Here is a 12785-nt window from a genome sequence, read left to right as displayed (position 1 = left end):
AAGACGGCTCGGACGGCCGGATGCGGCCGTCCGAGTTGCGCTCAGACGGATCCGGCCAGACGGAGCACGAGGTCCACCGCCGCACTCGAGCGTGCGAGGACGAGCGGGCGTCCGCGCGCTTCGGCGTGGCGCCGGGCGTGTTCGAGGGCGTGCAGGGCGGAGCAGTCGAAGAACCCGACTCCGCCCAAGTCGAGCCGGAGGCCCGCCGGGTACGCGTCGAGCGTGGAGCAGAGGAGGCTCTGGAAGGCGTCGGCACAGACCAGGTCGAGTTCCCCGGTGACGGCGACGGTCGCCGGGCCTTGGTCTCCCGCAGTCAATCCGACCCCTGCGTGCGGCCCCAGCGACAGCGGTCGCGGCGCCTGGCGGGAACCTGGGTCGGCCGTGGACGCGGCGGGCTCGAGAATAGTCATCGGGACTCCCGGGTCGGCGCGGACCGAGCTGACTCATCTCACCATGCACCCTGAGCGGACGTGCGTCAAGAAATACACGAAAAAAATTGCACGTATTGCATTTCGCAAGCGCTTGGGCGCATGATGGCCTCATGGATCGTCCTGACACCCGCCCCACCTGGACGTTTCTGACGCACCACGCCCGGGTGCTGATTCTGATCGCTCGCGACCCGGGGATCCGGCTGCGCGACGTGGCCGCCGTGTGCGACGTGACGGAGCGCACCGTGCAGGGCATCGTCGCGGATCTGGAGGAGGCCGGGTACCTCACCCACGCCCGAGAAGGGCGGCGCAACCGCTACCAGGTCATCCCGGGCACCCGGTTTCGCCACCCGGCCGAGGCGGAGCAGCAGATCGCCGGACTGCTCGCCCTGGTCAACGGCAGCGCCGAAGTGGGAAATCACAAGGTGGGGTAGGGTCGGGGCATCGGAGTGGAAACGTGCTCCGGACCGAGCCGATGGCCGGGCCGGGAGCGCGCGCACACGCGGTATCGGACGATCCGCCACTTCTTCCGCGGGAGGAGTGCGTCATGCGGGCAGCACAGTTCAGCCGGTTCGGCGGGCCGGAGGTACTCGAGATCGTCGAGCTCCCCGATCCTCATCCGGCCGCCGGGGAGATCCGGATCAGGGTCCGTGCAGCGGGGATCAACGCCAGCGACTGGAAAAAGCGTCAGGGCCTTCTGGACCAGGAACTGCCGCAGACTCTGGGCTACGAAGCCGCGGGCATCGTCGACGAGGTCGGCGACGGTGTCTCGGGTGTCGCGGTCGGCGACCGGGTTTTCGGAGCCTCACCTTATGGAGCCGCTCAAGCGACGCTGGCAGTGCTGTCGGACTGGGCTCCGATCCCGGACTCGCTCGACTATGCGAGCTGCGCGGCCATCCCCGCGGCTGCGGAGACCGCGGCTCGCTCGCTCGACCAGCTCGGTGTAACGGCCGGCAGTACCGTGCTGATCAACGGGGCATCCGGCAGCGTGGGGAGTGCCGCCGTGCAGCTCGCCGTCGTACGCGGCGCACGCGTCATCGGCACGGGCAGCCCAGGCACCCACGTTGCCCTGCACTCGCTCGGGGCGGAGCCGGTGGCATACGGCGAAGGGATGTCGGAACGAGTCCGGGCGCTCTCGCCTCAGGGTCTTGACTTCGCGCTGGACGTCGCCGGCAGCGGCGTGCTCGCCGAGCTTGTGGAGCTCGTCGGCCTGCCCGAGCGCGTGATCACGGTCGCCGACTTCCACGGCGCCCAGCAGACAGGCGTCCGATTCAGCCGAGGCGATACCGGCCGCGCCACCTACGCATTGGCCCAGGTGGCCCGAATGGCGGAGGTGGGACGATTCTCCGTTCATGTCGGCCAGACATTCCCTCTGGCCGACGTGGCTCAGGCGCACCGCGTCGGCGAAGCCGGGACTGTGCGCGGCAAACTCGTGCTCCTCGTGCCCGATCGAGTGCGCGATCAACAAGGTCAAACGGCGACGCGCGGTGGCCGCGCGCTGCGAAAAAGCTCGCCGTACGCTACGAGGCCACCGCGCGCATAGCCGCCGTCAATGACCGGCTATGTCGTCCTTTGGAGACGAGGCCTAGCCGGGGAAGCCGATCGCGTAGGTGCCGTAGTTCGGAATGATCAGCACCGCGATCACTTCCTGCTCGGTGCCGCCCCCGCTGTTGATGTTGTCGTACGGCTCCGGCGGCTGCGAGGAGCCCGAGAAGATATACGACCCGCTGCCGGCGACGTTGTGGCTTCCGGGCCCGTAGCTGCAGCTCTGATTGGTACCGGCGCCGGGGCTGGCGGACGTGTAGATGTCAAAGTATTTGAAGGTCCCGGTGAGCGTGCCGCTGGTCGTGTACTTCACGGCCAGGTTCCACGCGCTCGACCATTCGGCGTAGAAGGTCCCCCCCGCGACCGGCACCGAGTACTCGTGGTTCTGGACGGGGGTGCCCGTGACGGTGATGGAATTCGTCCACAGGGGCTCGGTGGTGCAGGTGGTGGTCAACGGGGAGACGGCGGCGGTCGCCGTACCGCCCACCCCGAGACCCACGGCAGCGGCGCACGCCGCCACGGAAACAGTGCGCAAGTACTTCATCTCAACACCTCACAGGAAGCTGACTCGCTACCAGGAGACCCAGGCCTGAATCTCTGAGAGCGATATGTAAGAGCACTTACAGCTCGTGTAGTGCACACGCTATCAGTGCAGTGATTCTGTGGCAACAAGATTCTTCCGCCGGCGGTCGGCGCGGACGGGCTCGGGCCCGCCGGCCTGGGCGGGGACGGGCCGGAGGCTGGGGCTGCGTCGGGAATGGTCGCGGCCCCACGCGGACCCGAGTGCCGTCGGCTCGCGCGCCGACTGGGGCAATGCCGCGCGAACCGGCATGGTCATCGGTATTGGATCAACCAGGGGATGGAAAGCCCATGGGAATGAGGGGCCGGGCGCACGGAACGGTGCAGGCCGAGCCCGAGCCTATCGGGGCCCGCGTGTCTCCGTCTGGCGAAGGAGCCGCACTCGGGGCTCGGTGTGACTGGTGTGGCGATGGACGACTGGAATGCGCTTCCGAGTATTGAAAGTTTCAGACTGCTGGTGAGTCAGGCCGTGTCTTCAAAGAAACGTCGGATACGGCCGCGGCGTCTGACGTGTGCCCGGCGCCGGCTTCAGGACACGGCCAAGGAACAGCCGCGCGATCAGCCTTCGGTAGCCCCCAGAACGGGCCGCGCAGCCCGACGCCGTGGAAGTAGTCGCGTGCCTGGCTCGGTTCCCGGCGGCGGTAGGGGGAATCGAGGCGGCCCTCGTACCAGTGCGCGGCGAGGTGCCACAGCACGCTGAGATCGAAGACCGAGCCGCGCGTGTTGCCCGTTGCGGCAAGCCAATCCTCGACACAATCGGTGTCGCAGAAGATCCGCTGGTTGCCGCACGCGTGCACGACGTCGTCCCAGATGCCGGCGGCGGGCACGAGGAAGTGCGCGACGCCGGGGCCTGCGGGTGGCGACGAGGCGTCGACGGTCCACGCCATCGGCTTGGCGCAGGCGGGGCAGGTCGTGGCGACGAGCACGGACGGCTCGGCCGGCACCAGGTGCGGGATCGCGAACGCGTCCCACGCGCATCCGCCCCACCAGAGCGTGCGCGCGCCCATCACCGAGAACCCGAAGTTGCGGGTGGCGAACGGATGCGCCAGCACGATGTGCCCGCTGTCGTCGAGCACGAGGTGGTGCGCCTCTGCCAGCGTCGCGTACGCCTCGTCCACCTGCCCGATGGTGAGCGCGAGTCGCGCGGCGAGCGCCTCGCGCTGCGGCGCTGATCCGGTCTCGGCCAGGTGGCGGTAGACGGCGCGCCGCACGCGCTCAGCGGTGTCGGATGCCGGTTCCCGCGCGCTCATCACGTCGTCGGAGGGCGGTGTGTTCATGACGCGGCTCCTTCCCTGAGCGGCTGAGTCCATACTCACGGCCCTGATGCCTCTCGAAGTCGTCGCGGACAACAAAAACCGGGCGCTGCGCGCTCCGCTTCTCGCCTTCTCCTGCGGCCGATCATGAGGCTGAGGTGGGGACTTCAGGAGAGTTCGATGATCAGCGGTGGATCCGGCGCGGGAGAGCGCTATCCCTCGTGGGCCGTGAGCTCTTGACAGGGTTCTGGAACGTGTGTTTGATCCCGGGTGCCCACTTCTTTGTTGTTGCGAACAACCAATAACCCACGTTGTTCTACGGGTCCGCAGATGCAAGCAGATGCAAGGAGGCATCGTGCACACTACCCACCACCGGTCTCCATCAGGCCGGATCCGCTTCGCGGTGGTCGCCCTCGCCACCGCCGTCGCACCGCTGGCGGCATCGGTCGGGGCGGCTTCGCCCGCGTCCGCCGCGGCCGCGTCCTGTCCCTGGGTCGGTTCCACCGCGCCGATCTCCCAGCGGGTCAGCCAACTGATGGCGAGCATGTCGCTCTCCCAGGAAGTCTCCCTGATGACCGGCGTGTCCGGCTCGAGCTACGTCGGCTACATCCCGGCGATCGGAGCGCTGTGCATCCCCGCGCTCAACCTCGAGGACGGCCCGGCCGGCGTCGGCGACGGGATGGGCAACGTCACCCAGCTGCCCGCGCCCGTGGACGCCGCGGCCACCTGGGACACCGCGGCCGAGCAGACCTACGGCCAGGTCATCGGCCGCGAACAGGCGGCCAAGGGCACCAACGTCGACCTCGGACCCACCATCAACATCGTGCGCGACCCGCGCTGGGGCCGCGCCTTCGAGTCGGTCGGAGAAGACCCGTACCTCAACGGCCAGCTCGGTGCCGCCGACATCCGCGGCGTGCAGTCCACCGGGGTCATGGCGCAGGTCAAGCACTTCGCCGTGTACAACCAGGAGACCAACCGCAACTCGGCCAACGACAACGCGGTCATCTCGACCCAGGCCGAGCAGGAGATCTACCTGCCCGCGTTCCAGGCCGCGACCCAGCAGGGCGCCGCGTCCTCGGTCATGTGCTCCTACAGCTGGATCAACGGCACCGCGGCGTGCCAGAACTCGTACACGATGAACACCGTGCTGCGCCAGCAGTTCGGCTACACCGGCTTCGTCACCTCCGACTGGGGCGCCACGCACTCCACCGCCGCCTCCGCGAACGCCGGACTCGACCAGGACATGCCGGGCAACGACGGGTACTACGGCAGCGCCCTGCAGTCGGCCGTGAGCTCCGGCCAGGTGAGTCAGAGCACGATCAACACCGCGGTCTCCGAGATCCTGACCCAGATGTTCGGCTTCGGCCTGTTCGACAAGGCCCCGAGCGGCTCCCCGTCGGCGACCGCGACCAGCGCCACCGACCAGTCGGCCGCGACCTCGCTCGCCGAGGAGGGCACGGTGCTGCTGAAGAACTCGGGCAGCGTGCTGCCGTTGACCAGCGCCGACAAGTCGATCGCGGTGATCGGCACGGACGCGTCCACGAGCCCGCAGACCGACGGCGGCGGCAGCGCCGGGGTGAACTCCAGCGGCACCGTCACGCCGCTGCAGGGCATCCAGGCGGCCGTGCCGAGCGGCACCACGGTGACCTACAACGCCGGGTCCTCGACCACGTCGGCCGCCTCGGCCGCCGCCGCGGCGAACGTCGCGGTGGTGTTCGTCTCCGACTTCGAGTCCGAGGGCAGCGACCTGAGCAGCATCGACCTGTCCAGCGCCCAGAACTCGCTGATCTCGGCCGTCGCCGCCGCCAACCCGAACACGGTCGTCGTGCTCAACACCGGATCCGCGGTCACCATGCCGTGGCTCTCCTCGGTCAAGGGCGTGCTCGAAGCCTGGTACCCGGGCCAGGAGGACGGCACCGCGATCGCCAGCGTCCTGCTGGGCAACTCCAACCCGTCCGGGCACCTGCCGGTGACCTTCCCGACCTCGCTCTCCCAGGTGCCGGCCTCCACGACGGCCCAGTGGCCCGGCAGCGGCGGCACGGTCCAGTACTCCGAGGGCGTGGACGTCGGCTACCGCTGGTATAACGCCAAGGGTCTGACACCGCTCTTCCCCTTCGGCTACGGCCTGTCCTACACCACCTTCTCCTACAGCAACCTGCAGGTCGGCGCCCTGACCGCGGGCGGCACCGCCACGGTGACCGCGACCGTCACCAACACCGGCTCGCGCGCCGGTGCCGACGTCGCACAGCTCTACATCACCGACCCGGCCGCCTCCGGCCAGCCGCCGCTCGCCCTCGAGGGCTTCCAGCGCGTCAACCTCACGGCCGGAGCGAGCACCACGGTCACCTTCCCGGTCACCCAGCAGAACCTGCAGTACTGGAACGCGAGCTCGAACGCCTGGGCCACCTCCACCGGCAACTACACCGTCTCGGTCGGCGACTCCAGCGCGAGTCTGCCGTTGACCGCGACCCTGGCCGTCGCCGCCAACCAGCTCGGCCAGCCGGTCACGCTGGCGAACCCGGGGCCGCAGGACAACGTGGTGAACACCGCCGCCGCGTTCTCGCTCGCCGGCAGCGACACGACCAGCGGGCAGACGCTGAGCTACTCGGCGACCGGCTTGCCGGCCGGCGTGTCGATCAACGCGAGCACCGGCGCGATCACCGGCACCCCGACCACCGTCGGCACCAGCACCGTGACGGCCACCGCCAAGGACGGCAGCGGCGCCCAGGCGAGCGTGAGCTTCGTGTGGACCGTCGCGCCGGGCAACTCGAACCCGGGTGGCGGAGGCGGCACCGGCGCGACCGGACCGGTCACCGGGTATCAGGGCCTGTGCCTGGACGTGCGTTCGGCGAACAGCGCCGACGGCACGGCCGTGCAGGTCTACACCTGCAACGGCACCAACGCGCAGCAGTGGACGGTGGGCACGAACGGCACCATCCAAGCGCTCGGCAAGTGCCTGGACGTGTCCGGCGCGGGCACTGCGAACGGCACGAAGGTGCAGCTCTACACCTGCAACGGCACCGGCGCGCAGCAGTGGCAGGCGCAGTCCAACGGCGAGCTCATCAACACGAACTCGGGCAAGTGCCTCGACGACACCGGCTACGGCGCCTCCGGCACCCAGGTGCAGATCTGGACGTGCGGAGCCACTTCCAACCAGTTGTGGAGCCTGCCGTAGGCACCACCCGTAGGTGAGGGCCTCACAGGCCCGGCAAGACCGGCGTCCCGGACCGTGACCCACGCGGTCCGGGGCGCCGCTTACTTACGAGCGGCCTGGCCGAGACGATCACGCGGGTGGCCCGCCGAGCGCGCATGTTTCCGTCTCCGGTGGCAATGTGGCCATCATGGCTGTGCACTCTCTCCACACATCGCCGGCACGCCAATTGGCCCACTCCGGTGGCGTGGCGCTCGGCATCGACATCGGCGGCACCGGAATCAAGGGCGCGCCGGTGGACCTGAAGACCGGCACCTTGCAGGGCGACCGCTACCGGATCGCCACCCCGCAGCCCGCGCGGCCCAAGGCCGTGGCCGAGGTGGTCGGCCAGATCGTCCGGCACTTCGACTGGTCCGGGCCGATCGGCGTGACCTTCCCCGGCGTGGTCTCCGACGGCGTCATCCACACGGCGGCGAACGTGAGCAAGGCGTGGCTCGGCCTGTCGGCGGCCGAGGTCTTCGGCCCGGCCCTCGGGTCCGGTGCGCAGGCACCATTCGTCATCAACGACGCGGACGCCGCCGGCCTGGCCGAGATCACCCACGGTGCGGCCCTGGGACAGAACGGCGTGGTGCTGATGCTGACCCTCGGCACCGGCATCGGCTCCGCCCTGTTCACCGACGGGCATCTGGTGCCCAACACGGAACTCGGCCACCTGCAGGTGCGCGGCAAGGACGCGGAGCGCCGGGCCTCGGCGAAGGTGAAGGAAGACAAGCAGCTCAGCTGGACCAAGTGGGCCAAGCGCCTGCAGGAGTACCTCGAGATGGTCGAGATGCTCTTCACCCCCGACCTCGTCGTCTTCGGTGGCGGCGTGTCCAAGCACCCGGACAAGTTCCTGCCGCTGCTGCGCATGCACGCCCGGATGGTTCCGGCTCAGATGGCGAACAACGCGGGCATCATCGGCGCCGCGTTCGCCGCGGCCGGAGCCGTACCGTCGGCGACCGCCTGAGGAAATCAGGACTCGGATCCAGGCTCCGGCGTGAGCGCGTCTGCCGAGGGTGGCGTTCAGCGGCCACCCTCGGCAGGATTTCAGGGGCTATCAGAGTCGGATCATCAGAGTTGAGCGATCAGAGTCGGGCTATCAGGACCCGACGGTCCAGTTCTCGCTGACACTGCCGTTGCAGGTGTAGATGTCGGCGGTGGCGCCGCTGGTGGTGGAGCTGCCGGTGACGCTCAGGCAGAGCCCGGAAGCGGTGTTCACGATGGTGCCGTTGCTCTTGACGGTCCAGCCCTCGCTGGCGCTGCCGTTGCAGGTGTAGATGTCGGTGACGGCTTTGAGCGCGGTGGAGCTGCCGGTGACGCTCAGGCACAGGCCGTTCCCGTTGGTCAGGGTGCCGTTCGCGGCGGTCCAGGTCTGGGCCGCGGTGCCGTTGCAGGTAGCGATGTCACCGGTGGTCTTCAAGGTGGTCGACCCGCCGGTGTCGCTCAGGCACAGGCCCGAGTTGTCGTTCACGATCGTGCTGCCGCCACCGGTCGGCGGGGGAGTGGTGCCGCCGCCCGCCAGGCTGGCGCCGAGGGTGTTCAGGGCGTTCTGGACCATGCCCTGGGCGTTGGCGTTCAAGGTGGAGTTGGTGCCGTTCACGACCCAGGACGGCCCCGAGAAGATCGCCACGGTCACGCCGTTGTCCACGCCGCCGGTGGTGCCGCTGTCGGGGATGCCCAGCAGGTTGGCCGCTTCCACGGACGCCTCGCCCAGCTCGCGGGAGTCGTTGTCCGAGGTGGTCTGGTCGTTCCCGGTCTGCGTGTCGCCGAAGATCGCGCCGATGACCTTGCCGTTGTAGAAGACCAGCGCGAACTGCCGGCCGGAGATGTTGTGCTCCTTGTAGAAGAAGTGCGGGCAGGGGGACGTCTTGTCCCAGCAGTCGTCTCCCAGCACGTAGAACGGCACGTGGTGCGCGGCCAGCTGCGCGCCGTTGCTGTCCTGGAAGGTCGTCTCGTCCTGGTGGTCCGGGTCGGGATCGGGATCGGAGCCGTCGTCGTCGATGGCCATGCTGGAGGTGTAGACGAAGACGCCGCTGGCCGGCTGGTACACGTTCACGTTCATGGCGCGGGTCATGGTGTTGATGTGGGGCTTGGTGTTGACCTGGGTCGCGGACGTGGAGTGCTGCTGGATGCCGGCCAGCACCTGCGCGGCCGTGTAGGTGGTGGCCGGTGCGGCGGCCGCTTCCGCGGCGGGCGCCGCGGCGGTGTGGGTGAGTGAGGTCGAGGCGGCGGCCGGGTGCAGGACCGCGACCTGGGTGCCGAACGCGATGGCTGCGGCAGCCACCACGGCGAAGCGTGCGCGGGGCGGAGTCATGGAGTGGGAGCCTCCGTCGGTCAGTTGGGTTAGTAAAGTTGACTTATCGGAATGGAAGCACGCGCACTCCCGGTGCGCAATCGCCCGCGCAAGATCATGTTTAAAAAACTTTCACGTTCAGCGGGCTGAATGCTCATGATCTCGTCGAGGGCGCATTCACGGCCGCTTTCAACGAAACTCATTGATTGATGATGGCCTTTGAATCTCCGCAGGCTGTTTTTCTCTCCAAGTGCCCTATGATGACAGGACCTGGATTCGCCCCTATGCGACGATACGGCGCACTGCCTCGACGAGGGCCGCGCGGTGGGTCGCGAGGCGTTGCGGCGACCGCGGATCGGAGCCGTCGTGGCTCAGTAGTTCGACGGGAGTGCTCAGCCATGCTCCGGCCATGCCCTGCACCAGGACGAGCAGATCGGTGGGAGGCAGGGCCGTCGGTGGTCGGGCCTCGCCGGCGGCGGGCAGGGCCGCGACCTTCTCCGCGTAGATCTCCGTGGTCTCCGGACCCGCCGTCGGGCGTTCCAGCTGGCGCCAGGCCGCGATGCGCAGGGCTTCGGGGTGATCGACGAGGTAGTCGAACATACTGCCGGCGTAGCCCGCGAGGTCGTCCGGGTCGAGTGCGACCGCCGTGACGAGCTTGGTGATGACCTCGTGCAGAGTTGCGGTGAACAGGCCCTCTTTGTCCCCGTAGTACACGTAGATCATCCGCTTGTTGGTGCCGGACTGCTCGGCGATGCGATCGATGCGCGCTCCCGAGAAGCCCACGGCGGAGAACTCGGCGATGGCCGCGCCCAGGATCCGGGCGCGGGTGGCGGCTGCGTCGCGAGCTTGCACCCGCTCAGTCTAACTAACTAACCGGATGTTGACATCGCCGGGCGGCGATGATCTACTCGGGTAAGTCACTAGTTAGTTACCTATCGGAGGTCGTCATGCGGCAGTGGAAGCTCAAGGCCGGCGTCACCGAGGCGAAGGGCCTGGTCAACGAGGAGGCGGCCACGCCTCAGCCCGGGCCGGGACAGGTCCGGATCCGCGTACGCGCGATCGCGCTCAATGCCCGCGACCAGATGATCCTGGCCGGGCCGTTCGGGCGCCCGGAGGGCGAGGAGATCGTGCCGTTGTCGGACGTCGCCGGCGTGATCGACGCGGTCGGCGAAGGCGTGAGCGGCTGGTCGGTCGGCGACCGCGTGATGACCGCGCACGCACCGGGCTGGCGTACCGGCCGGGCCCAGACCTTCGGCATCGGGCCCGGTAGCCTCGACGACCCCGGCGTCGCCGCCGAACAGATCGTCGTCGCCGCCGATCGCGTGATCGCCACACCGCCGGGCCTGTCCGACGCCGAAGCCTCGACGCTGCAGGTCGCGGGCGTTACCGCGTGGAACGCCGTCATGGCAGGCAAGCCGGTGGAAGCCGGTGACAAGGTCCTCGTCCTCGGCAGCGGCGGCGTGGCACTGTTCGCCGCTCAGCTCGCCCGCGCGCTCGGCGCCATTCCTTACGCAGCCGTGCGCAGTCGGGCCGATGACCCGCGCTGGCAGGAACTCGGCGTCGCCGGCACCATGACCACGGACGGCGACTGGGGCGCCAGGGCGTACGAGCTGACCGGTGGCGCGGACAAGGTCGTCAACACGGTCGGCATCGGCGTGGTGAACGAGTGCATTGCCGCGGCCGCAGGCTCCGGCGAGATCGCCGTCCTCGGACTGCGTGACAACGACGTGCCCGCCCTCGACGTCTGGAGCCTCGTGGGCAAGCAGGCCAGCGTGCGCGGCGTCGCCGTCGGCAGCGTCGCCATGCACCAGGACCTCGCCCGGTTCACGGCCGAGCACGACCTGCACCCGGTGATCGACCGCCGCTTCTCCTTCGCCGATCTGCCCGCGGCTTACGAGGCGCAGGGTCAGCCGGGGATCTTCGGCAAGATCGTCATCGACCTTGACTGAGCTCGACTGGCCGCAGTCACTCAGGCGCGACCGGGAGCTGCTCGGGTAGCGAGGGCAGAGGAAAGCCCCCCGTGTCCGTCTCGGCGATGGCAACTGCGCGCTGTTGCTCAGGCAGGTGGTCCCACAGGCCGAATCGAGCAAGCTCCCTCGCCAGCCGATGGTGGGCTCGTCAGCGCTCCACGTCTGTGCCGCCTCGGGTCCGAGGCGGCACAGACGGCCTCGCGCGTTTCGCGCCCATATCTGGCCCGTCTCGGGTGATCGGAAGACGCCCTGAGCGTCGTCACTCGCCATGGCGCAGACGGTATCAGTCCGCTGTCTCCGCGCTGGCGAGTCCGCGGGTCCAGCGCTCCTCGATGCGGCCGAACTTCCACACCAGCAGGGCGATGGCCCAGGTGGCGAAGAAGAGCCCGACGATGATGAAGCCGAGCATGTTGATGTCGGCGTTCTGCATGTCGGTCCAGAATCGGCCGGTGAAGTTGAGCTGCTGGGAGAGCAGCCCGAGCAGCTCGACCGTGCCGATCAGCAGGGCGACGGCGACGGACAGGCCGGTGATGGTGAGGTTGTAGTAGACCTTGCGCACCGGCTTGGAGAAGGCCCAGCCGTAGGCGAAGTTCATGAACGAGCCGTCGAGGGTGTCGAACAGGGACATGCCGGCGGCGAACAGGATGGGCAGCGAGAGGATCGCGTACCAGGGCAGCCCGGCGAGCGCGGTGGTGGAGGCGATCACGAGGAGCGCGACCTCGGTGGCGGTGTCGAAGCCGAGGCCGAACAGCACGCCGATCGGGTACATCTGCCACGGCTTGGTCACGGCCCGCATCAGCCGGCCGAGGATCCGGTTCATCAGCCCGCGGTTGTTGAGCTGCTCCTCGAGCGCTTCCTCGTCGAAGTCGCCCTTGCGCATCTGCCGGAAGATCTTGAGGATGCCGAAGAGGATCACGACATTGATACCGGCGATGATGTAGAGGAACCCGCCCGACACCGACGTGCCGATGACCCCGGTGTAGTGGTGCAGGCTCGAGTTGTCGTCCTTGACCGGCCCGACGAGGGTCTTGAGGCCGAGCGAGAGCAGCAGGGCGAGGGTGAAGACGATGGTGGAGTGCCCGAGCGAGAACCACAGTCCGACCGACAGCGGCCGCTTGCCCTCGGACATGAGCTTCCGGGTGGTGTTGTCGATCGCGGCGATGTGGTCGGCGTCGAAGGCGTGCCGCATGCCGAGTGTGTAGGCCGTCAGGCCCAGGCCGATCGAGAAGGTGCCCGAGGCCCCCAGCGAGTAGTGGTTGGGGGCGACGACGGCGATGACGATGAACCAGCCGACGACGGTCAGGGCGAGGATGAAGGCGAGCATCCCGGCCAGACGCCGCCACTCGGCCGGGCTGAGAGCCTGGCGGATCTGCGCGATCCGACTACCGCCGCCGCTGACACCACTGGTACTGGTCGGCGGCGGAGCGGGCGTGTCGGTACTGGCCATGGCGTGGAGTCCTCGCAGGCTTCCGGTCGGCGGGCGGCGTGCTCGGGTGCCCAGTGCGTGAGTGGTGCACAGACGTTTCT

The 12785-nt window shown here is 68.7% G+C and carries 10 protein-coding genes and 1 pseudogene; 5 read left to right on the top strand and 6 right to left on the bottom strand.

The genetic code is table 11. The features are described 5' to 3' along the window. Positions 1-41 precede the first annotated feature (41 nt). Positions 42-410 (bottom strand): STAS domain-containing protein, encoded by a 369-nt coding sequence (locus ACTRO_RS08930; RefSeq protein ID WP_084316106.1) that lies wholly within the window; start codon positions 408-410, stop codon positions 42-44. A gap of 131 nt (positions 411-541) precedes the next feature. Between ACTRO_RS08930 and ACTRO_RS08925 the strand changes: the two genes are divergently transcribed. Both ACTRO_RS08925 and ACTRO_RS08920 read left to right on the top strand, forming a co-directional pair. Continuing rightward, the gene (locus ACTRO_RS08925) at positions 542-862 is read left to right on the top strand and encodes a helix-turn-helix transcriptional regulator (protein WP_034262701.1); all 321 of its coding nucleotides are present in this window, start codon (positions 542-544) and stop codon (positions 860-862) included. A 113-nt stretch (positions 863-975) separates the two neighbouring features. Then, positions 976-1872 (top strand): annotated as a pseudogene (locus ACTRO_RS08920) (NADP-dependent oxidoreductase); the annotation flags it as partial. Between the two features lie 141 nt (positions 1873-2013). Here ACTRO_RS08920 and ACTRO_RS08915 read toward each other — a convergent pair. After that, positions 2014-2517 carry a hypothetical protein gene (locus ACTRO_RS08915; protein WP_034262700.1) on the bottom strand — a complete coding sequence of 168 codons (504 nt, stop codon included), beginning with the start codon at positions 2515-2517 and terminating at the stop codon, positions 2014-2016. Between the two features lie 481 nt (positions 2518-2998). Next, positions 2999-3829 carry an organomercurial lyase gene (gene merB / locus ACTRO_RS08910; protein ID WP_063627956.1) on the bottom strand — a complete coding sequence of 277 codons (831 nt, stop codon included), beginning with the start codon at positions 3827-3829 and terminating at the stop codon, positions 2999-3001. A 331-nt stretch (positions 3830-4160) separates the two neighbouring features. On the opposite strand from merB, the gene ACTRO_RS08905 reads away from it, so the two are divergent. Together ACTRO_RS08905 and ppgK are read left to right on the top strand one after the other, a co-directional pair. Beyond that, the gene (locus tag ACTRO_RS08905) at positions 4161-6980 is read left to right on the top strand and encodes a glycoside hydrolase family 3 C-terminal domain-containing protein (protein WP_245594328.1); all 2820 of its coding nucleotides are present in this window, start codon (positions 4161-4163) and stop codon (positions 6978-6980) included. 166 nt (positions 6981-7146) lie between these two features. Further along, positions 7147-7962, top strand: coding sequence for a polyphosphate--glucose phosphotransferase (gene ppgK, locus ACTRO_RS08900; protein WP_084317028.1), 816 nt, complete (start codon positions 7147-7149; stop codon positions 7960-7962). A 132-nt stretch (positions 7963-8094) separates the two neighbouring features. On the opposite strand, the gene ACTRO_RS08895 is transcribed toward ppgK, so the two are convergent. Further along, complete coding sequence (locus ACTRO_RS08895; protein ID WP_157435987.1) at positions 8095-9309, bottom strand: ricin-type beta-trefoil lectin domain protein; 1215 nt, start codon at positions 9307-9309, stop codon at positions 8095-8097. 261 nt (positions 9310-9570) lie between these two features. After that, positions 9571-10140 (bottom strand): TetR/AcrR family transcriptional regulator, encoded by a 570-nt coding sequence (locus tag ACTRO_RS08890; RefSeq protein WP_034262698.1) that lies wholly within the window; start codon positions 10138-10140, stop codon positions 9571-9573. Positions 10141-10187: 47 nt separating this feature from the next. Between ACTRO_RS08890 and ACTRO_RS08885 the strand changes: the two genes are divergently transcribed. Next, positions 10188-11237: a zinc-dependent alcohol dehydrogenase family protein gene (locus ACTRO_RS08885; protein ID WP_211244164.1), complete on the top strand. Its 1050-nt coding sequence runs from the start codon at positions 10188-10190 to the stop codon at positions 11235-11237. 304 nt (positions 11238-11541) lie between these two features. Here the strand turns inward: ACTRO_RS08885 and nicT are convergent, their stop codons facing one another. Next, positions 11542-12705: a Nickel transporter NicT gene (nicT, locus tag ACTRO_RS08880; protein WP_084316103.1), complete on the bottom strand. Its 1164-nt coding sequence runs from the start codon at positions 12703-12705 to the stop codon at positions 11542-11544. Positions 12706-12785: the final 80 nt, after the last annotated feature.

It is taken from the genome of Actinospica robiniae DSM 44927 (assembly GCF_000504285.1).
Classification (GTDB): Bacteria; Actinomycetota; Actinomycetes; order Streptomycetales; family Catenulisporaceae; genus Actinospica; species Actinospica robiniae.
Note: the sequence above shows the minus strand (reverse complement) of the source record. Positions and strands in the feature narration are given on the sequence as shown.

Bases quoted from the DNA above. Each gene is read 5' to 3' on its own strand.
- ACTRO_RS08925 (WP_034262701.1), top strand. From the start codon at position 542: ATGGATCGTCCTGACACCCGCCCCACCTGGACGTTTCTGACGCACCAC.
- ACTRO_RS08895 (WP_157435987.1), bottom strand. From the start codon at position 9,309: ATGACTCCGCCCCGCGCACGCTTCGCCGTGGTGGCTGCCGCAGCCATC.
- ppgK (WP_084317028.1), top strand. From the start codon at position 7,147: ATGGCTGTGCACTCTCTCCACACATCGCCGGCACGCCAATTGGCCCAC.
- ACTRO_RS08885 (WP_211244164.1), top strand. From the start codon at position 10,188: ATGATCTACTCGGGTAAGTCACTAGTTAGTTACCTATCGGAGGTCGTC.
- merB (WP_063627956.1), bottom strand. From the start codon at position 3,829: ATGAACACACCGCCCTCCGACGACGTGATGAGCGCGCGGGAACCGGCA.
- nicT (WP_084316103.1), bottom strand. From the start codon at position 12,705: ATGGCCAGTACCGACACGCCCGCTCCGCCGCCGACCAGTACCAGTGGT.
- ACTRO_RS08930 (WP_084316106.1), bottom strand. From the start codon at position 410: ATGACTATTCTCGAGCCCGCCGCGTCCACGGCCGACCCAGGTTCCCGC.
- ACTRO_RS08915 (WP_034262700.1), bottom strand. From the start codon at position 2,517: ATGAAGTACTTGCGCACTGTTTCCGTGGCGGCGTGCGCCGCTGCCGTG.